Below are 21,571 nucleotides of genomic sequence, written 5' to 3' on the forward strand. Positions count from 1 at the left end.
GCTTCTTTAAATTTTAATAGTCATATAATCTGTTTGTTCTGATCTCTGCTTATATAAAACAGTTCCATTTGTTTCCTTCAAATATCCAACACTTATTTCTCGTCCTGAGTTTGAGTGTACAACCTCTTGCCATCCATTGTCATTTCTTGCCTTTCTTATCCATACACTACCAGTTGGGGTTGCTCCGCTAATTAGTGGACGTAGATGAACAAATTGATTTCCAGCGGAGAAGTTAAGGTAGAAACCTTTATATCCACAAACAATCCGGCATTTACCATTTGATATCCATTTACTTGATAAAGAGAAACGAATATTGGCTTCATACACGGTCTTGATTGGCCTATTAGACGAAGTCCTCGGGACTGAATTGGATGATGGTTTAAACTCTTCTTTTTGAATTGGGGTTGCCTTAAAAAGATTATTGTCTTCAGCATCCTGAAAAGATATGCCAATGTTATTTGATGAAATGACTTTTTGTTGCAACCAACCGCTTAAACGTCCTTGCCAATTTCCCCTATGGGTCATTCTTCCTTCCTCGTAATATGTATTGTAGTACCAATCACTTATATCAATCAGACTTCCCATAGATGTAATCTTCAGATCTGCAGTGCTTGGAATATACCGTTTTTTCCCTGTCACCATCTTAACTTTTTCATGGTCCTGGTTGTAAACGTACAAAGCACCGGTATCAGAGAACTCAACAATCATCTTATTCTTAATGAACAATACAAGAGCTGATGTCTGTGATGCGAACGAATCTGTCTCAATGAAATGTGGCAGGAAAATACCGCTGACTCGGTTATCTCCTTGTAAGATTCTTTTCGTTGTAGTAGATCCAACAATTTTGAAACTGCTTACATATTCCACATATTTTAGCCAGAAGTCCTTTCTATCCCTGTCTTGTACACAAACTTCAAAAAATGTCTCAATTATCTTTTGACTAAACCATAGATTTACATGTTGTTTTGCCTTTTTGAGCTGTTGGGCTTGTTTTTCAGTTGCGCCTGCAAATGGAGCCCATGTTGCGCCAAGCGTAATATCGCCTAAGATTCGATTGGCATACTTGCATAGTTGAGTACGTTTTACATCATCACCTGTTTCATTTACGCGTAAAACTAAATCTGCAAAAATAAGTTTTTTGGTTCTATCATATTTGTGAGCATTTAAAACAGATTCAATATAGTCAAAGTCTATGATTTTATTGCTACTGATAAAATTAACAATCACATCAGAGTAATATGATTGGCTTATTGTTGACAGTTTGTTACTAAAATATGCAGGGGCATTCTTTACATCCTGTTTCTTTTGAGATAATAGAGCGCATAGTCTTAGGGGACCAGCTTCATCAAATAGATTTGCATGGTTCTTCATTACCATGTATTTCTTGTTTGAACCATTGTATTGTTTTAGCTGCTTGCTGAGCAGATCACAAGTCAATGAGCGAAGCTCCGGGTCAATCATGTTCCATGAGTCAAGACAATAAAATGATAATCCGTTAAAGAACATGTCCCTCCAGTTAGTCTCTAGAATATGAAGCGCATACATGTATGCCTGTTCATTCCCTTGAAGTTTTATTAAATAATAAGAAACAATACGAAGTTCATGAATGCTCCAAATACTTGTTTCTTTATTTTCTGTTTTAGCATTCTCTATGACTTTCTGCATAATTTCATCAATAGTCTGTTGAGAAGCAATAACAGTTCTGTCGGTCATCATGCGTACCTCTATTTCCTGCAAGGTACGCATATTGCGACTGATGGCCAACTCAGTCTGATGGTCAACAGTACGTTCTGCAAGCAAGTGGAAATCTTGCAGAAGATCTTTGTTAATATTTAGAAGTGCATAGATGTCTTCCATTATTGTTTATGTATAAAACGTTTATTTGCTATATCCTCCAATTGCTTTTCAGCATTGGTTCTTACTCTGAACTCTACACGTCGTGATAAATCCTTATCTTCCTCGCCGTTCATTTTCAGTATCAGGTGGCTTGAAGAAAGTCCGTTTGCTGTTACAAGGCCTTTAAGCCACTCTTCCAAGTCGTCAGACATAAGACTAAAGCAATATTGTAACACGGCTCTTGTTCTATCCTGAGAAAGTTCCATGTTTGAATAATAGCCTCCGTTGCTGTTGGTGTGGCCTTCAATACGAATTTCTTCAATATTATCTCGGTATTCATCACGACTAAGTACGGCTATATATCTTGGGAAAAAGTCATCAAGAATATTCTTAAACTTAGGTTTCAGCAAGGACTGTCCTTCATCAAAAAGCATTGACGGTTCTTGGAAACGAATGCATAAAGTCGAGTCTATTGTAGCCCTCCAAACTGCAAGATCATCTTTGAACTCCTGCTGCAGATCGATGTAAAGTTGTGTTTTGATTTGGTCGTATCTTTTCACAATTTCCTCGTCTTGTTCTGCCTTTTCTTGCACTTGAAGGAGCGCTCCCATCAGCAGCAGTATAAAGATGAACAGAAGACTGGCCATTAAGTCACCTGTGGAGAGTGCAAAGGCATTCTCATCTTTACTTTCGTATTCTGTACGTTTCTTCTTCATTATCGTTTATTACGTGTAATTGTATCGGTCAACATTTCTGTAACTTCATTCTGTCGTTCAATAGCTGAAGCAAGCGCACCTGTAGTTTGGGTTAGGCTCGTAGTGTACTGAGCAAGGTATTTGTCAGTACTTTCTTTTATTGTTCGGCTGTATTCAGATAACCCGTTCTGTAACTGAGTAAAGATAGTTCCAAGTCCTTGTTTGATAATCTCAAACTTTTGGACATAATCCTCTGATAACTGACCTGAGTCTCTTAACATTTCAGTTACCTGATCAATACCCCTTTGGCTCATGGTTTGAAGTTCTGCAAGCCTTGTAGCATAGTCGTTCTGTCCTTTGTTGAACAGTTCTGTCGCTAATTTCATGTCACCAGATATTGTACGTAGATTACTTGTGCTTATCGTTATTTCTCCCTGAGCCTGTCTGAAGCCATTCATAGTTCCTGAAATGTACTCGTTCATCTTCTCCAAACGTTCCAATCCAATATTGAAACTGTCAAGCAGTCTTTTTGTCTGGGATGTAGTATCTTCCTGAAGTGCGATTAGGTTGGCTTGTTTACTATTTACATCATCAGTGATTGACTTGACGGATTCTGTTACAGAAGATGATAATGTACTGATAGTTCCAGTAAGGAATGTGCCCATCTTGTCCGCAGCATCTGCCAGTTTGCTTACCATCTGGTTACTTTGCTCTTGGGATGATTGTGAAATACCAGACATAACTTCTTTAACTTCATTAATGGCATTACTGATAGCACCAGTAGCAAATGTAATTTGTTCTTGCATTTGTCTCATTGCCATAGAATTAGTATTGGCAGAGGTATTGGATATTTCCGAAATGGAATGCTTAACTTCTTCAATTGTAACTTGTAATGTTGCTGAAATATTTTCCATGTTTTTCGGAAAATCGGCCATAGCTTGGGTTGCAGAGCCTAACTGATGAGCCAAATTTTCTAATTCTGTTGTAGCCGATCCGGAAAGTCCTGAACTAAACTCATTCATAAGTAATTTCATGCTTTGCTTCAGTTCATCCACAACTCTCTGCATCATGTCGCTTGCCGGAGAAGATACAGTTTTCGCCATTTGATCAATATGTTCAACAACGGTTTTAGTGGTTGCATCGACACTTTCCATTAACGGAAGAATTTTTTGTTGCATCTGTCGTGAGAGAGTCTCATCAAATCCTTGATTAAGTTCTATAGCCAGGTCAGTAGAGAATGATTTTAGAGCTTTTGTTTGCTGGGCGTTCTCAGAAAGAATTTCTCGTACAGCGTTGGCCACAGGTATGATAACTCCAGATTCGTTTGTGTATGATAGTTTTCCACTAAGCTCATTAAAGGAGTCTTTTATGGTATTGGTTTGTACCTGAAAATCGGACTTTAGTGCATTGTAAAGTCGGTCAATTATATTCTGCTGATTAAGATTGGCCAATGCTATGTCATCAATATAATAAAGGGCATCTAGCTTTTCTGTCAGTCCATTTACGTTTTTATACAATCTATGTCTTAATGATTTATCTATAAATGTAAATACAATAGACAGAAACATACCAAGAAGAGATGTCAGGAACGCTGTGCCCATACCATTCAATAATCCCTGAATACTTTCATTGATTTTATCTGTGTTACTACTGTCAAATCCTTGAATACCCAAAGTTAAGCCAAGGAAAGTGCCAAGAAGTCCTAAACCGACAAGCGTACCTGATGCTGTATCAAGCATACGTAAATTTACCTTGTTGCATTTACACACGCTGTTGTCATATATAAATTCAGATGCAGGTATATTTGACTTTTTCCCGTCTTTTGTATTTACGATAATAGTTTTTTCATATTTTTCCCCAAGCGAAGCTATCTTGGAATTGTTTAATGAATCCAAGATATTCTCACTATTAACAAGTTTTACTAAAATTTCCTTGATGCTATAAAGTTTTCTTTCTTCAAAACAAAAGAGTAAGAAAACCAATATAATTACTGCACCAGATGCTAATGTTATAATATCAGACATGTTATTTTTTATTTGCAGATTCTATTGTTATTATTTTATTAATGTTTATTCTATCAGATTTTTATTATATAAAGTAAATATCCGTTCTTGGCAATTCGAGAACTATTATGATATTCGTTTAATCAAACACTATGACATCGTCAAGCATTATTTTCCGAGTATCATCACCAACTACATAGGTTAGCTCGGTGTTGTCATCATACTTTTTGGGAAGCATAATCATACAATTCCAGTATGACGTGTTCGAGATGAGAAAGCCCGGATCTATGCAAAACAATTTAGTTGGAGTATCTTCGAACTCATCGGATTCTTCCACACCAATGCAGACAATGGCGTGTCCGAAATTCTGATTATTAAAAGAAATCCCTAAAATTGCAGGACTATTCTGATGAATATTGTCGTAAATGCGGTCAATATAATCTTTCCGAATAGCTGTGGCTTTTATATTGAAGTCGGATGTATTACTAATTTCCTGTGCCATAGTTTTAAGATTCCACCCGGACATATTCATACCGCGTTGTTCTAGAAGTTTGCTAAGAAATTTTCCTTTCGGACTACGCTTGTCCACATTTCCGGAGTATGAATTTACATCCTCAATGTTGATTTGCTGAAGGCACATCAAAGAGATGATTGTACTATAAACAGCGCATGCACCGTCAAGACTTCCTTGGTGCAGGGCTATACTTTTTATGCTGCCATCAGCTTGTGTCGTTTTTACTCCTGTTCTATAAAGTCTCACAGAAGGAATGATTGTTATTGTTGCCATATATATTCTCCTTTCGTATTGTTATTTTATCAGAATAGGCCTACATTATCTCTCAACCAACGTAATTCCTTTTCAATGCTTGGATTATTTAAACCTAAACTTTGCGCTTTTTTAAGGCTTTGAAAAGCCTCTCTATACCGTCTTACAGACGAGAGTGCCATACCCATATTTGAATAAATCTGAGCGTCTGTAAATGGCGTATTGGGAATGTATGGTTCATTCAAAGCTTTTTGGAATGCATCTATTGATTCTGTATATAACTTTTGCCTGTAGTAGTGAACTGCTTGGTTAAAATACACAGTTCTGTTACCTGAAAGTTGTTTATACCATTTCAATCGCATTCCTACTTCCATATGTTCAATATCGATAATTCCGGTTCTATCATTTGGTTTTGTAAAACCACATTTTTCAGCAACTCTCTGAGAAGGCTCATTATCCATACTAATATCCAAGATTACTTGTTGGAATGAAAAGTTTTGTAGGAGGAAATTCGTTAGTCCATTCAATGCTGATGAAGCATAACCGTGGTGTCGATGAGAGGGATGAACTGCATACCCTACATTCCACACAGGCATATTAGTTGTTCGGTTCATGACAGGTTCTGCTGAGATAAAACCAACCTCTTCACCATTATTATTGAAAATGATAAAGTTTAATGACTCTCTTTGGATATTTGCATTAACAATATATCTGCAAAAGGCCTTTATGTTTTCAGCATGATCTTTACGTAAAACATAGTATTTCTTTACGTCTTCGTAGCGGAATAGTTCTTCTATAAACCAAACATTATTTGAGTTCACGGGTAACAGAGAACAAATTCCACATTCTATTATATTTGGTATTGCCATATTAAATATCTTATAATTAGGTGTTTATTAAGGTTATTTGATTTTCTGTAAAACGTCTCCGAACTTAGCATAATTCACTGTGACACCATCGTCAAGATTGAAGCTGATGGCCTGCTCTGCTACAACCTGCAAACGTTCGTGATATTCACGACATTCATCCAATTGCTTCTGAAGCGTTTGGAGCTGTTTGCTTTCTTTAGTCGTAAGTTCTGCCCGACGCAAGTCAAGTTTGTTGATTTCCTGTTCCAGATGTTCAATGAAGGGGAGGAGATATTTTGCTCGGATGCGCTCAACTGTATAGGCATTCATACGGTGCATGTAAGCTATTACTTGGAAGGAACCTTTCTTTGATGCAAATAGCCAATAGATTGGACGGTTCTGATACATCTTTTTATGGTCTTTCCAAAAGTCCTTTACGAAATATTGCTCTATGGTCTTACCTAAACATTGCTCCACGTAGTTAAGATTCTCCACATGAAGTTCTTCACCCAGTACCACACGTAGGAAATCAGCGAAACGATATGATGCGTTGTCACTGAATCCGCAATCATTTGCCATCAGCGGCATAATGCCGTCGTCATCAATTTCCCAAGACTGTCCGTTAAATGTGTAAGAAGCAGTTTCCTCATCAGTAGGATTGGGGTGAGCGATATGCAATCCTGGCTTATCAAGACGATAGCGTCCCAACATACAACCTACAGCAAAGCTAATAAGTTGCTTCATCAATACTTCGTCGTTCCAACTGAGACTGTCATCTGCAATATTGATTTCTCCTTGTTGCAGAATGGTTATCTCAGAGAGTGTAACATCTGGTGTAAGCTCATCTTGCAGACCGTATATGTCAATGAACTGACGGTTGAGCTCTTCTTCGTTCTCGTGAAGCTGCATGAAGAGGTGTTCCCACTTTGTCTTGTATTGCTCCATACGCCATTTCAGACTGCCAAGTTGCGGTGCGGCAGGATTGATACAGATGTGTTTGTCTGTTTCTTTTTCGTGCAGCTTTTCCTCGTGGCGGATATTGTCGATATAGGTGTTCTCGTTTACAGCTAATAGGGGATTAGTTTCGAAGTCCCATGAGGTTTCATGATTGTCCCAATCTTGTTTGGAAATGTTGATGTTTTGTTGAACACAATGATTTATATAATCATTATTTTTTCCTATATATGGTACTTTGAAAGAATCTCCAATTTGAAAAGATAGAGTTGGACATAATATAAATAGCAATTGCTGCATAACCTTTGAGTTTAGGAAGCCCAAAATATACTCCTTCTTTTCTTGTGGGAAGCAAGAAGGGCCATTACAGTCAAAGATAAATCCAGGTTGTAATATCCTTGCATAAAATAGATTTGAACCAATTCTTGGAAAAGTTATTCCATCTGTGAAATAATATCCGGGATTTCTTATAACAGCAGGTTTAAATGATTTTAATATTTCTCCATCGTTATACCAATCAATGATGTTTTCACTGAGGCTCAAACCGTACCAACGTCTAACATCTCCACCTTTATTATATGGGAACCATTTTAATCTGGATCGAGCCGCTGACGCGGCATTTTCGAAGCCGAAGCCTATACGGCTTCGGCTGACCTCGAACCAGCTGCGGAGAAATCTCGCATTGTCAGCAGTTTGCAGCCCAACACAGGGGCTGGCAACTGCTGACAATGCGAGATTTGATGTAAATATTTTTAAGATATTGGGTGAAACCCAATAACCAATCGGACATCCCGGGATTTTCTCAAAGTTAGATTGAGGGACATTTGGGTAATACACCTTGGCTGTATGTTCCTGCAATGCCTGGAGGAACATATCTTTCTTCTCTGCGCAATTCTTACCATCTACCAGTCGGAAATACACACCACCTTCATCAGACTTATTTTTAGCTACAACAAAGGAAGTGTTTTGCACCACCTCACCACTCAGCTCATCGAAAGTTCGAGGGCCCAAGTGAAGCATGTTTTCAATATGATAGTTCTTGAGTAAAGACGTGCGTAGTTTTTCGAATGAAGAAAGGAACATCCAGCTCTGCATGTTAATCATGCTATATTTGCCGTTGTCTGCAAGTCTGTCAATAGCCAACAACATAAAGGTGGAGAATAAATCTCCTTTGCCTTCTTCATAATTTGCCTTCACATACTTACTCAGCACCTCATTCATGTTGCCACCACCCATATACGGCGGATTCATTACCAAAGCGTCATACTTCTCCGTCAAAGCCAAAATTAGCTCAAAAGCTGGAAGTTGCAAGCGCACGGCATCGGGCATAATCTCTTGATTGCACCAGTAATCAGTAGTCTGTTTAACCAGTAATCTTGTGCTGTCGCTAATGTCGAATTTCATGATAGAACCCAGCGAGTCTGCATTATGCATCAGTTCAAAGCAAGCGGCAAGTTCTTCATTTTGTGAAGAAGTGTTCTCTCCCTGGAAATAAAGAGAAAGGAAATCATTTAAGTTTTCATCCGTTTCTTCATTCCATGGTTTCGGCATGGTCAGTATATTCGGCAAGCAATGCGCATCAGCAAAAGATGAATCCTTTTGGCATGCTTTCAACAAAAGGGCAAAAGTTGCTAATTGTTTTGCACGATTATCCAAGTCAATACCTGTAAGGTTATGACGGAAAATGTTTTCAATGGCTTCACCACGGCCATAGCCTTCAGCAATATAAAGGTCATAAAACAAGTCGAAGCACTCGTTTAGAATGTGTCCAGAACCGCAGGCCAAATCGGCAACCTTCAGGTCGGTAAGCTCGTTGTATTTCAGTAAATTTTCTGGAGTCGGTTTTTCTGTCTGGTTCACTAAGTATCGCCACTTCTTTTGAAGTGTTGTTTCATAGGGATTATTATCCAGATAGATGCGACCCACTGTGTTCTGCACCATATATTTCACTATCCAATTGGGTGTGAATATCTGTGTAGCTGCCGGTATTTCGTCAGCCTCGAATTTTCCTTTCTTTGCAAAAACTTCGTCTTTACGCTCTGATATATAGAACTGATAGAGCCAACCAATTAGTTCCGGAGACTGAAACTCTTCATCGGTAATAAATTCAGTATGGTTCAGCATATCCATGAATTTACCTTTAGCCAGAATATCGTTCGGAAGAAGTAGCTCGGTATAGTCGGCCATAGAACCGAAACACTGATTGAGGATGGGATTATCGTGACACCAAGCAGTAATAAGCAAGGCAAACTGTTCTGTTACCTTTGTATCGTCATCCAGTAGTTCTACAATGCGCTGGCGAATGTCTTCTTTCATCTGAGGAAGATGTCCTTGGCGCGCTTCGTCCACAATAATCGGGGTACGTGCAGCATCAGCATACTGAAGTACAGGAGAACAGAGATTATTCTTCTGCAGAATACGAATGGCACACAGACGGTTGAACCACGTATAGGCTGCCTCCTCATACACTTCGTTGATGCCTTTTTGCTGAATACGATTATAGAGGGACATCCACTGATGGTAGAATCCCTCTGTATAAAATTGTCCGTTCCAAAGAGTACCTCCTTGCATCAGTTGTGGACGGTGCTCTTCAGCTACATTACCTTTCTTGTTGAAGCCAAGTGTAGTTATCTTAGCTGCAATGCCGGCTTTTAATATATTGCGAGCTTCGGTAGCGAAGCGTTTTATTCTATTGGTGTCCATATAATCTATTGGTAATCTTTATTTAATAATCATCACTCCGTCATGGTCGACAAGCAGACGTTCAATCTGTTGACGCAAACCTTCAAGATAACGGTCTATGTCTTCTTCGTTCGTAATAGGCAACTTTGTCCTTGTTTGCAATGATGCCTGGCGAATTCTCTTTTCTCGTACAGGAGGTGTTGGAGGATCAACTTCATCATTGTCCTTTTTAGTAGGCTTAGGAGGAATATACGACATAATCTTGTTCACCTGCTCCTGATAGAATACATCGGTAAGGATATTGTTTCTCAGTACCAGGATATTTGTTGGAGCAGTTTTAAGCTGTATGGTTGCTTCACGGTCGGAAAGTACACTTGCCGGGACATTCTGCTTCTCGGCCACTTGTAACAGATAGTCAAAAATATCGTTATAAGCCGCTTTAATTTTATCGCGAAGTTGATTTCGCACATCGTCCAAACTGCCGGAAAGCTGATTCCTCAATTTTATATAGCCACGGAATGTGTTACCCATTGGCCAAGGGTCATCCTTCACTTTTAGGAACTCATCAACAGCTCCTATCATCTCTTCCGGAACAAATGAGAAGTTATATGTATTCTCATCAGCGAACTGTATGAGCTGTTTATAGGTAGAGAGTTGATCATGGGTAAATTGTACCACCTCTTTGCATTTGTCGGTAAGCATCCTGGCTTCATCCTTTGATGAGATGATGAGATTGAAGAATTTCAACGGATCACGTTCATCAAGCCATGATTCGAAGAGATCTATGGCCTTACGGATTGGTTCCACAAAAGGATAAGCTATAATCTGTTGTTCTATGTCCTTATAGCCTTTTATCAATTTGGACAGGCTACGCTCACTCTCTATGTCACGACACATGCGGAATAGTTGGGTGCTGTCTGTAGTTGTCGGAGCGGAAGAAATACCGAATATTTCCTTCCAGGCAGCTATGAATTTCTGAATTACCTGCGGTGAAATGACCTGTGCCTGACGGAGTGTAAACTTATTACTCTCTGTCACAATACGGTTGGCCACTGTAGACGTTTCTACATTGGGATTATTGGCGTAAGCGTAGTCACGGTTGTGACGACGTACCAGTTCATTAATCACATAAAGGGTACAGATATTGTCCCATCCATATGGAGCTTTTGAGAATTTGGTAAGCACATCAGTCACATTTACCTCTGCAAACTGTTTATTAAGATAGATTTCCACTTCGTGTTCAGCATCTGTAAGAATCGCCCCCATACCTTCGTAATCGCCGGGATTCACATTACGCAGTATAGCTTTCTTCAATTGTTCTGTAGTGCGTGGAATACTTGGAGAATCAACGAGATTTGCTTTAGGGTAGATTCCTGCCAAATGCTTCTCGATGGCAACACGATAACGGTCATTACCTCGTTTCTGTCCAAGCTCTGCTTCGTCAATCACATATAGTCCGGAAACAATAGGACAGGTATCAAGAATCTTTTCAAACTCTTTTTTAATAAGTCCTTCGTAAAGTTCCTCGGCTCGCTTGGCAAATTCTTTACGAGTATTGGCATTATCCTCGTTTGGGACGGGAGTGGACATATAACGTTCTGCCTGACAGTACCAGTAAAAGGCGTTGTACAAACGTCTGTTCTCACGATATTGAGGACCTACATAATATACCATTCGGTTAGTATTGCTGTTCTGCAATGCAAGCTGCTCAGCAGTATCATAGTCGGGGTCCATCATAAACTCTACCATTACATCAGGGTTATTACTCAGGAAGGTACGCTGCTTTATGGTCAGCCCAACGGAGAAACTGCGTGTTTTATATTGCTCTTTATTCCTGAGAGCTGTAATATATTTATTAAAAATATCTTTCAGCTGTTCTGCCTGGGTATTGTTGTCCACCACCTGGCTTTGGATGAGCTGCGCCACTTTCATTTCCTCCTCACTATAGAAAGTGAATGTGTCAGGAGCTCCCTGTTTACCCTGTTCACGGCGAATAATATTATTATCGCAAAGGAACTCTAAAATTTTCTCCACCTCATTCTTGATGGTCATACGAGGAGTATCCATATTATTTACAAGAAGAGAGGTCACATTATCCACAGTTGCAGGGAACAGCAACTGGTCGGTTTGGGAAATGTTGCAGATCATGAAAAGCACATTAACTACACGAACCGCCAGACGAGTCTTTTCCGGTTTATCTGTCTGGTAGGAGCGTGCCATACGGAGGGCATTGTCCACAGCTTTCTGTCCACGAGCCTGCAAACCTTCCTCAAACATATTGTTATAGAGTTCATCGAATGAAATGAATTTACCCAATTCAGCATCGGCATTAGCCTTGGCGGTAGAGTGGATTACCTTGATGATGCTTCGCTCATTACCTTTTACTTCTTTTGCCACATAGCCTAAGTTCAGGAACGAATTGAACACCTGCATGATGAGTTTGAACTGGTAGGGGACAAAAGGGTAATAGTCTATGAAATCATCCTGCGAGTCGTAACTGCTGTATGAGTTTGGAAGTTTGAACTGCAAGTCGAATCCGGCCTTGTATTTGTTATAAAGTGAGGCCAACGTATCTTTTACTTCTTCTTTCTTGTCGAGAATACGTTTCTGAGTAATCACTTCCGGTTGTGTTCCTTTGAGGGATACCTTCACTTCAAAGCGTCCCTTAATTTTACCTTCTTTATCTTTCTCCTCGGCTATATGACAGTCGTCCATAATCTCGGAGAGGTCTTGCTGTGCTGTACAAGCCACCCAGACCTTGTTATCACAAGCTTCAGACAGTTTCGTAATGATTTCCTGAAGGTTAAGATAACGGTCACGCTCCTTGTTGATGAACTGTGAAACTTCATCGGCAAGGAAAATCAGGCGGTAATCATCGCCCTTGTCTTTAAGATATGATGCCAGTTCCAAACCAAAACGGTCTATACTCATGTTCGTATCACGCTTGATGATACGTTCACGAATACTATCTACGGAAAGTGTTGGTGCCAGTTCTTTGGCAATGTCAAGAACCCAATCGAGTTCGTTGTCAATCAAATCGGCAGCCATACCAGGGTCATTCCAATCACCACCTTCCTCTGCGATGCGTTGTTTGAATGCCTCAAACACTCCTTTTTCTTCCAATGGTTTTTCAAGATTCTGTGCAAGTGTGATATTGAACTTATTGAAGCCACGCTTGCCATTAAACTCATTCCAGAAGACATGCAGAAAAGCTTTCTTCTTGTCGGTAGAGTTGTCATAGCTTGTTTCCAGATTGAAGATACATGTATCTATCGTGGCCCGTTCCAACCAATTGGCGATAGAAACCATCTGCTCGTAGTCGAAGCTCAGATAATGTTTGTCATCAAGCGGGTCGATAGCCTTTATTGCTTCGAGCAGACGTGATAAAGCATCTTCACGAGTAGAAGGTGTGATACAGTAATCCAGATATTTCAGAAAATGTGATTTTCCTGAGCCATAATAACCGTCAATCCATATACCCACGTGATCGTATGGTTGGTTATTCTTGATAGCATCTAAAATACGGAAAAGACCGTTCATAATCTCGTCCGTAAACACGTATTCCTGTATTTCTATACGTTCTGTTTCCGGGTCAAACTTGGTAGCGCTGACAGCAGGATTCACTGCACGGTCAATAGGCTTATTATATAATTCTTTCAGTTTCATTAGCTTATTCGTTTATTAAAAGAGTGGCACGATATGTATGATTGTCCGGAAGTGTATCAAATAGCCGGAATGAGTTCTGATCACGATGACCCGGATAAAAGACAATGATTTTATATTTGTCCGTTTCGTTGTAATCTTCATAAAGAGCCAAGAATTCATTGACCCTCAGATAAGGATACATACTGCCTATACCATACATAAAAACGTAGGGACGACGATATTGGTCTTTGATTGTGATATGATCGATGATACGTTGATGTATAAATTGAACGAATTCTGGTGAATGGGCATTGCGGGCAAGCGTATCCTGTGTGCTCTTTGCCTTTGACGGGTCACTCTGTTCTTTTTCCATCAGATATTTCAACATAGAAGGATGACGCAGAAATTTCTTCTGGTCGAGGAAGCTGCAAAACTCATCAAACAGATTCAGTGTAAGCACATCCACATAGTTTGTGGGACGGATCAGATTCGCTTTAAACTCCTGTATCTGCTTACGAATGTCATACTCTTTCTCTGCCGGATACTGGTAGATGAAAAAGTTATAAAACAAGTCGCCATTTTCCGTATCTTGGAATCCCGGACTATTCAATTTATCATCAAGCTCTTTTATGGTCATATCATTGTTTTCTTTATGTTCTCTATTTCATAAGGTTGCAAAAGACAGGCTTCCAAAAACCATGGTTGCCCTTTTCCCAAATAGTAAGAGAAATTGCTACAGGAAATCGCATTAAGATGGTTGCTATTGTCAAGCATACCCACTTTACGAAGTATTGTAAGATATGCAGAAGCCACTTTATCTTTGGTATTATCGCTCCATGAGTCAACAAACTCATCTTTTGATGCTATTTCGTTGAACTCCATCATAATGTCATTTTTATCGATGCTTTTGGATATGCTGTTCCATTTTTTTATTGCAACATTTACATGAAAATCGAAACAGATCTTATAAGTCCTCAAAATAACATAGAAGATAGCTACTATCTTGTCTGTATCGCTCATTTCAAGAAAGTCATCCCAAAAAGAAGATGGCATAGACTCATATCTTCGTTTGATTTCCAGAATAGCTTTCTTACGAGAACTTTCTGCATTAATGTGAAGCAACCGATTATTCACCTTCTCATCATGAAGCAACTCCTCACTATTGGTTGCACGGAGTAGAGGTAATAGGATATTGGTCTCCTCAAAAAGGAAACCTCCACCCGTGATGGCTGCTGTATATGGACTATTTTTTTTATTCATTGCTTTGTTTCTTACAAAATTGTTCTTGACTGGTGCAGTCTATCTGCATTATATCATAATTCTGCAAATTCCTACGTATATTTGTTATTATTTCTTGTTTGTATGTCTCAGGTTCAAGCACCTTGACATCATAGCCGAACGACAGAATCAGTTGAGTAAATTCGTAAGTAGGCCGTAGCTCTACGGACAAGATACATTCTTCATCATCAATGATTTTCTGTGTATGATGTATCGGCTTAGAAACGATATAGGGATACTGTCTTTTAGAAAATTGAAGAACAACACTTATCTTTTCCACGTCATCGGGCGGAATAGTAACTCCAAATACGTCATCAAAATAATGCTCAAAATCTATCTGATCATTTGAGATAAAGTCAACATCCTCCTCGATACCTATTTCCTGGATACGGTCAAGAGCAAAATTGGAGATACGATTTGCTTCCGCATCGTAAGCCATAAGAAACCAGCGGTTATTATACTGCTTTATGTACCAAGGATGAACAATGACATTGCGCTCGTTATCATAATTCTTGTAATTACGATATATGATTCTTATGGCCTGATGATTAATGGCCGCATCTATAATGTCAGATAAGAAGTTCAGACCTTTCAAATAAGGATTTTGTTCGAAACCAAGAATGTTTTCGTTTTTTTCCCTAAGGCCGAATCGCCATTCAAGATTGGAAATAACTTCTTCAACCCATTCGTTGCTGGGCAGTCCTTTAAAACGGTTAAGCGTGATGATAACGGAACGTAGTTGAGTGGCTTCCTCTTCAGTCAATGGTTGAGCATTAATAGTGAAGTTTGGGTCACTGTAACGATAGTAAACCCTTCTGCCATCCTGCTTTCTTTCAAGAGGCACACTCCATCCTGTTTCACTCTCCATAAACTTAATGTCTTCAAATATCTGGCGACGGCTTACACCTCCAATCCCATTATAATAGTAAATGGCTTCATCACATTTATCAATGAGATCCTCGATGTAATACTTATGCCGTCGATCCCGAAAGCATTTATCGAGAGTCTGGTAACGTATCGCAGCATTTTTATTTGTTGGCATATTGGGCTTAATCTAATATTAACGAATTAAATCATTTACTGTAACTTCAAGGCATTTGGCTATTTCAACTAAATTCTCTAAGTTGGGTTGGGCACTGTTGGTGCACCATTTAGATATTGTTGCCGGATCTTTACCTAATTGTTCGGCAAGCCATTTGTTTGTCTTCTTTTTTTCAGCAAGAACCACTTTTAGGCGATTTAAATCTTTACCCATATTTCATTTTTTTTGGTTACACTTATAGATACAAAAGTAATGTAATTATCCGAAATAATATTCTAATAATAGAATAAATGAGTGATATAACTCAAAAAAATGATTATAACGACAATTCCTGAGTTGATTTTCTTATCTTTGCTATTGATTTAATGGTTGCAAATTATGGAGATTTCCGTTTAAAATGCAGATAGGCTGCATAGATTGGTTCAATCTTTGCATATGAATAGCTTTAAAAGTACAATAATATGAACGTTGGACAATTTAACAACATTCTATCTTGCGGTTGCGCATCTTGGAATGCTCATAGGCTTGTAAATGAATATGTGAAAATTGCTTGGATGGTAAACGATACTGTCCCATTCAAAAACTTGCCATGGGATAATCAAGTAAGGATTCTTCGGGTAACTTCTGTTATTCGTGCTTATTTGGGTCTGGAATCCTGCATGTTTGAACCATTTGATATAATAGGAAGCGTTTTTCTTAATTCTGAAAATAAAGATGTCTTGTCTCATTCTGAATTTAGTAATGCTGATCTTACTCTTTTGAAACAAAAGCTATGTCAGACAACTGAAGAAAAATGGAAGATGGAGCATTTGTTGAAACATTTCCAGACTGATTCAGATAGGGAGCAACTTTTGACGATACTACTTCGCTACAGAATAGCAATAGAAGACTTTGAGAATATGCTTTCTGTTAAGTTGGATAAACGAACAGGAACATATATTGGAATTAATGTCGTCCAAAACTTATATCATCCTGAAATCAACAACTGTAACAATATAATGGACGATATGATTGTTCTATTGTTAGGTAACACATTCAAAAGAGCCTTCACTGAGAGGGAATTGATTGAACGGTTTGATTATCCGATAATAACGGATAGAGAATTGTTTGAATGGAGAATAAATAATTAAATATAATGCCATGAATAATAACCAGAAGCTTATAGATGCTGTAAATTGCAAGTTTCCTCAAAATAATCTGACAGAAATTTATTATAACATTGGTAGAATTCTACCATTCACAGCACAAAGATTTCCAGATGGTAGAGTATCAGACTGGTATAGAAATCAATATGTTCAAGTTGTTAAAGTTGAGCCACATGGGAGATTCGGAAAATACGGAAAAGTCTATGGTTACTATTTTCGTAATGGAGAAAGGGCTGATAGTTCTGATTCACCGGAAAATTCATGGTGTAAAAAAGACGATACAGAGCCAAAAGAGATTCCATGTTGCGGTTGCGGTTCCTGGTTCCTTTTAGATATACAAGGTGAACCTATAGAGGGGAATGAGGTTAAAGTGCTTGGACTGGATGATATATTCACTTTTGGTAAATATAAGGATAAGACCATTAAAGAAGTTATCGACACTGACTGGAATTATGTGAAATGGGCAATTATTGATTCTCAACGTTTAATTGCCGATATAGATGCTATTGTAGAGTATCATAAAGGGAAAATAAAGATTCTACAGCCAGATGATGTAATCTCCTTTGGTAAGTACAAAGGGAAAACACTGCAAAGTGTATTCTTGGCAGATTCCCAGTATTTAAAGTGGATGGAAAGCCAGAATCCTGATTTCAAGGTAGACTGGGATAAGTTGTCTGATTTTTCACAAGAGTAAGATTTCAAAGCATTATGAAAATAAACCAAGAGGATATTGAAATAGCTCAGATTCTTTATGAAAAGATGAAGACTTTGCCAATAGAAACCTAGATAAGCGTTTCATAGCTTGGTAGAATGACCTTAGAAGAAGGCTTATTGCAAAGTCCTTTGCCTGTCTTTGAAGCTTGATGGCCTGTCATGGAGGCTTTTCGTTGCATAATGAAGGCAGACCAGGAAGCTTCGTATGGATTTTACTAAGCACGAGTTTATGTGTTAGGGACTTCCTTTCAATATTAATTTTGTTCTACTTAGATGGTGTAGCTCGGTTTTCCACCACTGAAGAGAGTGTAGAAATATGTAAATTGACAAAATAATATTAGCTAATGATAGGAGCAATAATTGGGGACATAGCCGCGTGGACGTATGAACATGATAGAGAAGCGTTCTGGAATCAGCTCATATCTTACGATGACAAAGTAAGTTTGTCTGAGTTTGGCCGTGCTTATATGCAGGCGGCAAGTTGGAATCTGTCTGCTTTATCAAATCGTGAGACTTATACTCTTGATATTACAGATTATTCTCCAACCGATTTACTTTCTGTAACCGGGCAGTGGCTTATGTGGCAACTCATGTCTGCATGGAATGATAATTTGGACTATCCTAAAGGGCTAAACTATGCTCCATATACAGATAAAGAGGAATTTTACGCCCGCTTGTTTGTCGTGGACATTATTAGAGGGCTGAGACAAGGGAAAACTAAGAGTGAAGTGTTTCATTCTGTTGAATCTTTTGAGAGTATTATTAAATCTTGGAAATGTAAATGGAAGCCTCTTGATGGAATTTCTACCAATAAAGCATTTAATGGTCTTCTCATATATGTATTTCGTGCATGGGATTCCTTTTATAGGGGATTTGATTTTACTTCATCCATTCATAACGCTATGAAATGGGATGGCGACAGGCATTTGATTGCTATGTTGACGGCTTCATTTGCAAGTGCGATGTATGGATGTCAGTTTAATATAATTAAGAAGAAGTTTGTAAAAGGCAATGAAATATTACACGGTTTTAATATATTAGACCTTATCAAACGCTTAAAATACGACTCTTCTGTCTTTTGGGCAATGTATGACCGTGATAATAAGTTCCGTTCATTTTATCCGAAAAACAATGCCTTAACTAATGTAGAATGGCATCATTGGCAGAGTGTTCTGAATTTATTTGATAGAATAAGTTTTACGAAGGAGGAACATCGACTCATTTTGAGATGTTCTCCCACCGGTTGGGATAACAGATATGGCCTATACTTAGATGATGGTTGGATGTATGTTTACAGAAGTAAATGCTTGATTGGTCGATTCAAATTGAAACATGAAGGAGAAAATTGGATGATAACTGATACACAGTTATCTGGTGAACGATCGTGGAAAGATTTCTGCCAGGCTTTATCGTGTGCACTAACTGAAAGTTGCGGATTACGTAAAATAAAAGGCATATATGAAGCGGATAGCTACGCCTCTTTATGTAAATATTACCAAGGAGAAGATAAGTGTCCCGATCAATGGAAGGATGATGTTAAGGGTAGGTTTTGGTATGGAGAGATGATGTTCTGTAAGGAGCACATTGATATTGAATACTGGAGACAATATGCGGAAAAGATCATGAAGTCATTAAGTAAGGATAAAAAAGAACTTGCCCAAAAACTTTCAACATATCAGTTTGGTATGGTACTTTATATCGAGACGCTCTTCTGTAAATGGCGTCCTTATGATGATATGAAGTGGATATTAGGGTATTAATACAGGAAATAATAAATGATGATGATAACAACAAAATTCAAAGAGCTAATGTCTCTGAATGGTGAAATGAATGCAGCAGAGATAGAGTCACGATTTACTCAAATAGCCAAATTGCTGTTTGAAAATTTTGCAATACAAAAGGGAGAAAAAATCTATCTTTTTAAAGAGATTGAGTTTTACTTCTACAATAAGCATCATCGTGACATTATCACTCATCCCCGTTTCTCCGATTCTTTATACTGGTACGTGAATGACTTTGGAGGTATTGATTTGAATTTCCCAAGTGAGATTTGTAAAAAGGATGGGATTGACAGCACTGGGAAAAAAGTAGATAAGTATATATTGGATGATAGCTCTTACTTTGGAGGCATTCTGATCCGTCAGTTAGTCAGCGAGGATAAAAGCGATATTTTAGAAGGCCCCTGGGCTTGTGCAGAGCTGTTCAGACTTCATCATGCCTTAGAACAGGACAATAATTTCCCTTTTCTTGTAGAGCGAAATAACGGTATGATTGGATATATCTGTAAACCCAGATTGAATCTTCTAACCGGTAAGCAGACTATTGAAAGTAAAGTGGATTATATACTTGGAGAATATCTATCACATCCAGACCGAACAGAGTTACACGAAGCGTTTTCCTCTTTTAAGGATAAGCGATACAGATATGTGCGGTGTGACCAGTTGCTACATGACAGTGAAACAAATGAAGTCTATTTGTCACCCTGGCTGAAGGATAAGAAGGATGGACATCCGGAATTTTACCAGCGTCTGACTAATCTTCTGAAGAATTGCGACATAGAACCCAAAGAGTTGAAATGTACCAGAGATTATTGGGCACGCGACTACATGCCTATTCAGTTGAATGAGAATGAGTTCTTGAAGTACCAATATTATCCGGACTATCTAATGAAGAGCAACAATCCAGAGGATGCTGAAACAAGAACCGAATGTACTAATGTACTACGTGGAATGGGGATAAACTGTCGTTCAACAAAGCTAATAATTGACGGCGGAAATATGGTCCCATGTGGCCCTTATATTGTGATGACGGATAAGGTGTTTACAGAGAATGGTAAAGAAAAAGAGGATACAGTGTTCAAAGCTGAGTTGGAGTCAGAACTTGGACATCCCGTGATTATAATTCCATGGAAAATGCACGGTGACTTTAATGCTCGTGATACAGACAAGTACGGTCATTCGGATGGGTTTGTCAAATGGTGTGGTGGCAACAGTATCCTGATGGGTAATCATGGAGATCAATACCCGGAAGAAGCTGCTGCTATCCGACACATTCTTGAAAAATATGGCTTTGAAGTCACAGAGATGCGATTTGCGAACAAGGTTGGTTCGCCACGGACAGACTTAAATTGGGCTTACATCAATTTCCTGCAAGTCGGTAACAAGATTATCATGCCAATATTCAATATTAATGAGGATGCTATTGCTTGGCAATATTTACATGAAGCATTCCCTGATTGCGAGATTCATCAAATTGAAATGGCTGAAGTAGCAGAGGAAGGTGGTGCTTTACATTGTATAAGCTGGAACATTCGGAGATAATGGAATTTAGCTTAGAGAGGAAAAACTGCATTTATATTGACTTATGTAATTCATTTAAGCTAATTCTTTGTAAATTTGTAGATTATATTAAGGAATAAATATGAGTAGATATTTAATTATAGTGGTATTGGCAATGTTTGTGGCCATCCCTCGAATTTGTGCTCAGTCACAGGTTCGTATGGCTTTGCCTAAGACGCAGACGATGGTTCACAATTCTCTATCCAAAAGCAGGGCAAACAAAAGCAAAAGGGGAAATGCTCAATTTACTATCTCCAAAGACTTGCTTGCTAAGATGTTTGGATTTTGTGGAATTTCAGTATCAAATGACACTACCGGTTTGGCTTTATCCGTTGATACTTGTGCAACTAAAAGAGATGTGAAGAAGTCGTTGTCAGAGGCTACTAATAATGAGTTTACTGCTTTAGATGTCTTAAATATGTTAGTACCTGGTGCATTCTCTGATAAGGAAAAAGAACAATGGAAGTCTTTACCAAAGGAAACCAGAAAGGCAATTATGGATATGGTGTTAACTCCTGGGGCAACACAATGGGATGCCCTTAATGAGGCTCAGAAGGCTGTTGTACATGAATATAGTAATGGGAAATAAACCTGACTGTCATGTGTACTAAATATAAATTCCACT

The 21,571-nt window shown here is 38.6% G+C and carries 16 protein-coding genes; 5 read left to right on the plus strand and 11 right to left on the minus strand.

Annotated features, from left to right (window positions below):
- Positions 1 to 6: 6 nt before the first annotated feature.
- The 11 genes from HMPREF0999_RS08410 to HMPREF0999_RS08460 form a co-directional block, all read right to left on the minus strand.
- Entirely contained in the window at positions 7 to 1,857 is a 1,851-nt protein-coding gene (locus HMPREF0999_RS08410; protein WP_004312181.1) for an EH signature domain-containing protein, read from the minus strand.
- On the minus strand, positions 1,857 to 2,552 hold the full coding sequence (locus tag HMPREF0999_RS08415) for an OmpA family protein (protein ID WP_004312182.1): 696 nt from the start codon (positions 2,550 to 2,552) through the stop codon (positions 1,857 to 1,859). Before HMPREF0999_RS08415 ends, HMPREF0999_RS08410 begins: the two co-directional genes overlap by 1 nt.
- Positions 2,552 to 4,555, minus strand: a complete 2,004-nt coding sequence (locus HMPREF0999_RS08420; RefSeq protein ID WP_004312183.1) for a MotA/TolQ/ExbB proton channel family protein — start codon at positions 4,553 to 4,555, stop codon at positions 2,552 to 2,554. Before HMPREF0999_RS08420 ends, HMPREF0999_RS08415 begins: the two co-directional genes overlap by 1 nt.
- Before the next feature lie 118 nt (positions 4,556 to 4,673).
- Positions 4,674 to 5,321: a C39 family peptidase gene (locus tag HMPREF0999_RS08425; protein ID WP_004312184.1), complete on the minus strand. Its 648-nt coding sequence runs from the start codon at positions 5,319 to 5,321 to the stop codon at positions 4,674 to 4,676.
- Between the two features lie 29 nt (positions 5,322 to 5,350).
- Positions 5,351 to 6,169 carry a GNAT family N-acetyltransferase gene (locus HMPREF0999_RS08430; protein WP_009275689.1) on the minus strand — a complete coding sequence of 273 codons (819 nt, stop codon included), beginning with the start codon at positions 6,167 to 6,169 and terminating at the stop codon, positions 5,351 to 5,353.
- Positions 6,170 to 6,202: 33 nt separating this feature from the next.
- The gene (gene pglX / locus HMPREF0999_RS08435) at positions 6,203 to 9,805 is read right to left on the minus strand and encodes a BREX-1 system adenine-specific DNA-methyltransferase PglX (RefSeq protein ID WP_009275690.1); all 3,603 of its coding nucleotides are present in this window, start codon (positions 9,803 to 9,805) and stop codon (positions 6,203 to 6,205) included.
- A gap of 18 nt (positions 9,806 to 9,823) precedes the next feature.
- On the minus strand, positions 9,824 to 13,450 hold the full coding sequence (gene brxC / locus HMPREF0999_RS08440) for a BREX system P-loop protein BrxC (RefSeq protein WP_009275691.1): 3,627 nt from the start codon (positions 13,448 to 13,450) through the stop codon (positions 9,824 to 9,826).
- 4 nt (positions 13,451 to 13,454) lie between these two features.
- Positions 13,455 to 14,066, minus strand: coding sequence for a DUF1788 domain-containing protein (locus HMPREF0999_RS08445; RefSeq protein ID WP_009275692.1), 612 nt, complete (start codon positions 14,064 to 14,066; stop codon positions 13,455 to 13,457).
- Positions 14,063 to 14,689, minus strand: a complete 627-nt coding sequence (locus HMPREF0999_RS08450; RefSeq protein ID WP_009275693.1) for a BrxA family protein — start codon at positions 14,687 to 14,689, stop codon at positions 14,063 to 14,065. The genes HMPREF0999_RS08445 and HMPREF0999_RS08450 overlap by 4 nt, the downstream gene beginning before the upstream one ends.
- On the minus strand, positions 14,682 to 15,749 hold the full coding sequence (locus tag HMPREF0999_RS08455) for a helix-turn-helix transcriptional regulator (RefSeq protein WP_009275694.1): 1,068 nt from the start codon (positions 15,747 to 15,749) through the stop codon (positions 14,682 to 14,684). The genes HMPREF0999_RS08450 and HMPREF0999_RS08455 overlap by 8 nt, the downstream gene beginning before the upstream one ends.
- Before the next feature lie 18 nt (positions 15,750 to 15,767).
- On the minus strand, positions 15,768 to 15,962 hold the full coding sequence (locus HMPREF0999_RS08460) for a helix-turn-helix transcriptional regulator (RefSeq protein WP_004312191.1): 195 nt from the start codon (positions 15,960 to 15,962) through the stop codon (positions 15,768 to 15,770).
- 248 nt (positions 15,963 to 16,210) lie between these two features.
- Here HMPREF0999_RS08460 and HMPREF0999_RS08465 point away from each other — a divergent pair, with 248 nt between their 5' ends.
- The 5 genes from HMPREF0999_RS08465 (at position 16,211) to HMPREF0999_RS08485 (ending at position 21,535) form a co-directional block, all read left to right on the plus strand.
- Positions 16,211 to 16,879, plus strand: a complete 669-nt coding sequence (locus HMPREF0999_RS08465) for a hypothetical protein (protein WP_009275695.1) — start codon at positions 16,211 to 16,213, stop codon at positions 16,877 to 16,879.
- A gap of 10 nt (positions 16,880 to 16,889) precedes the next feature.
- Positions 16,890 to 17,588, plus strand: coding sequence for a hypothetical protein (locus tag HMPREF0999_RS08470; RefSeq protein WP_009275696.1), 699 nt, complete (start codon positions 16,890 to 16,892; stop codon positions 17,586 to 17,588).
- Between the two features lie 364 nt (positions 17,589 to 17,952).
- Positions 17,953 to 19,368, plus strand: coding sequence for a hypothetical protein (locus tag HMPREF0999_RS08475; protein WP_009275697.1), 1,416 nt, complete (start codon positions 17,953 to 17,955; stop codon positions 19,366 to 19,368).
- An 18-nt stretch (positions 19,369 to 19,386) separates the two neighbouring features.
- Positions 19,387 to 20,928: an agmatine deiminase family protein gene (locus HMPREF0999_RS08480; RefSeq protein WP_009275698.1), complete on the plus strand. Its 1,542-nt coding sequence runs from the start codon at positions 19,387 to 19,389 to the stop codon at positions 20,926 to 20,928.
- Positions 20,929 to 21,028: 100 nt separating this feature from the next.
- The gene (locus HMPREF0999_RS08485; protein WP_009275699.1) at positions 21,029 to 21,535 is read left to right on the plus strand and encodes a hypothetical protein; all 507 of its coding nucleotides are present in this window, start codon (positions 21,029 to 21,031) and stop codon (positions 21,533 to 21,535) included.
- The last annotated feature ends 36 nt before the right edge of the window (positions 21,536 to 21,571 follow it).

Source organism: Parabacteroides sp. D25, from assembly GCF_000307475.1.
In the GTDB taxonomy this organism is placed as follows: Bacteria; Bacteroidota; Bacteroidia; order Bacteroidales; family Tannerellaceae; genus Parabacteroides; species Parabacteroides distasonis.

Bases quoted from the DNA above. Each gene is read 5' to 3' on its own strand.
- HMPREF0999_RS08480 (WP_009275698.1), top strand. From the start codon at position 19,387: ATGATGATAACAACAAAATTCAAAGAGCTAATGTCTCTGAATGGTGAA.
- HMPREF0999_RS08465 (WP_009275695.1), top strand. From the start codon at position 16,211: ATGAACGTTGGACAATTTAACAACATTCTATCTTGCGGTTGCGCATCT.
- HMPREF0999_RS08460 (WP_004312191.1), bottom strand. From the start codon at position 15,962: ATGGGTAAAGATTTAAATCGCCTAAAAGTGGTTCTTGCTGAAAAAAAG.
- HMPREF0999_RS08485 (WP_009275699.1), top strand. From the start codon at position 21,029: ATGAGTAGATATTTAATTATAGTGGTATTGGCAATGTTTGTGGCCATC.
- HMPREF0999_RS08420 (WP_004312183.1), bottom strand. From the start codon at position 4,555: ATGTCTGATATTATAACATTAGCATCTGGTGCAGTAATTATATTGGTT.
- HMPREF0999_RS08455 (WP_009275694.1), bottom strand. From the start codon at position 15,749: ATGCCAACAAATAAAAATGCTGCGATACGTTACCAGACTCTCGATAAA.
- HMPREF0999_RS08450 (WP_009275693.1), bottom strand. From the start codon at position 14,689: ATGAATAAAAAAAATAGTCCATATACAGCAGCCATCACGGGTGGAGGT.
- HMPREF0999_RS08415 (WP_004312182.1), bottom strand. From the start codon at position 2,552: ATGAAGAAGAAACGTACAGAATACGAAAGTAAAGATGAGAATGCCTTT.
- brxC (WP_009275691.1), bottom strand. From the start codon at position 13,450: ATGAAACTGAAAGAATTATATAATAAGCCTATTGACCGTGCAGTGAAT.
- HMPREF0999_RS08425 (WP_004312184.1), bottom strand. From the start codon at position 5,321: ATGGCAACAATAACAATCATTCCTTCTGTGAGACTTTATAGAACAGGA.
- HMPREF0999_RS08445 (WP_009275692.1), bottom strand. From the start codon at position 14,066: ATGACCATAAAAGAGCTTGATGATAAATTGAATAGTCCGGGATTCCAA.
- HMPREF0999_RS08410 (WP_004312181.1), bottom strand. From the start codon at position 1,857: ATGGAAGACATCTATGCACTTCTAAATATTAACAAAGATCTTCTGCAA.
- pglX (WP_009275690.1), bottom strand. From the start codon at position 9,805: ATGGACACCAATAGAATAAAACGCTTCGCTACCGAAGCTCGCAATATA.
- HMPREF0999_RS08430 (WP_009275689.1), bottom strand. From the start codon at position 6,169: ATGGCAATACCAAATATAATAGAATGTGGAATTTGTTCTCTGTTACCC.
- HMPREF0999_RS08470 (WP_009275696.1), top strand. From the start codon at position 16,890: ATGAATAATAACCAGAAGCTTATAGATGCTGTAAATTGCAAGTTTCCT.
- HMPREF0999_RS08475 (WP_009275697.1), top strand. From the start codon at position 17,953: ATGATAGGAGCAATAATTGGGGACATAGCCGCGTGGACGTATGAACAT.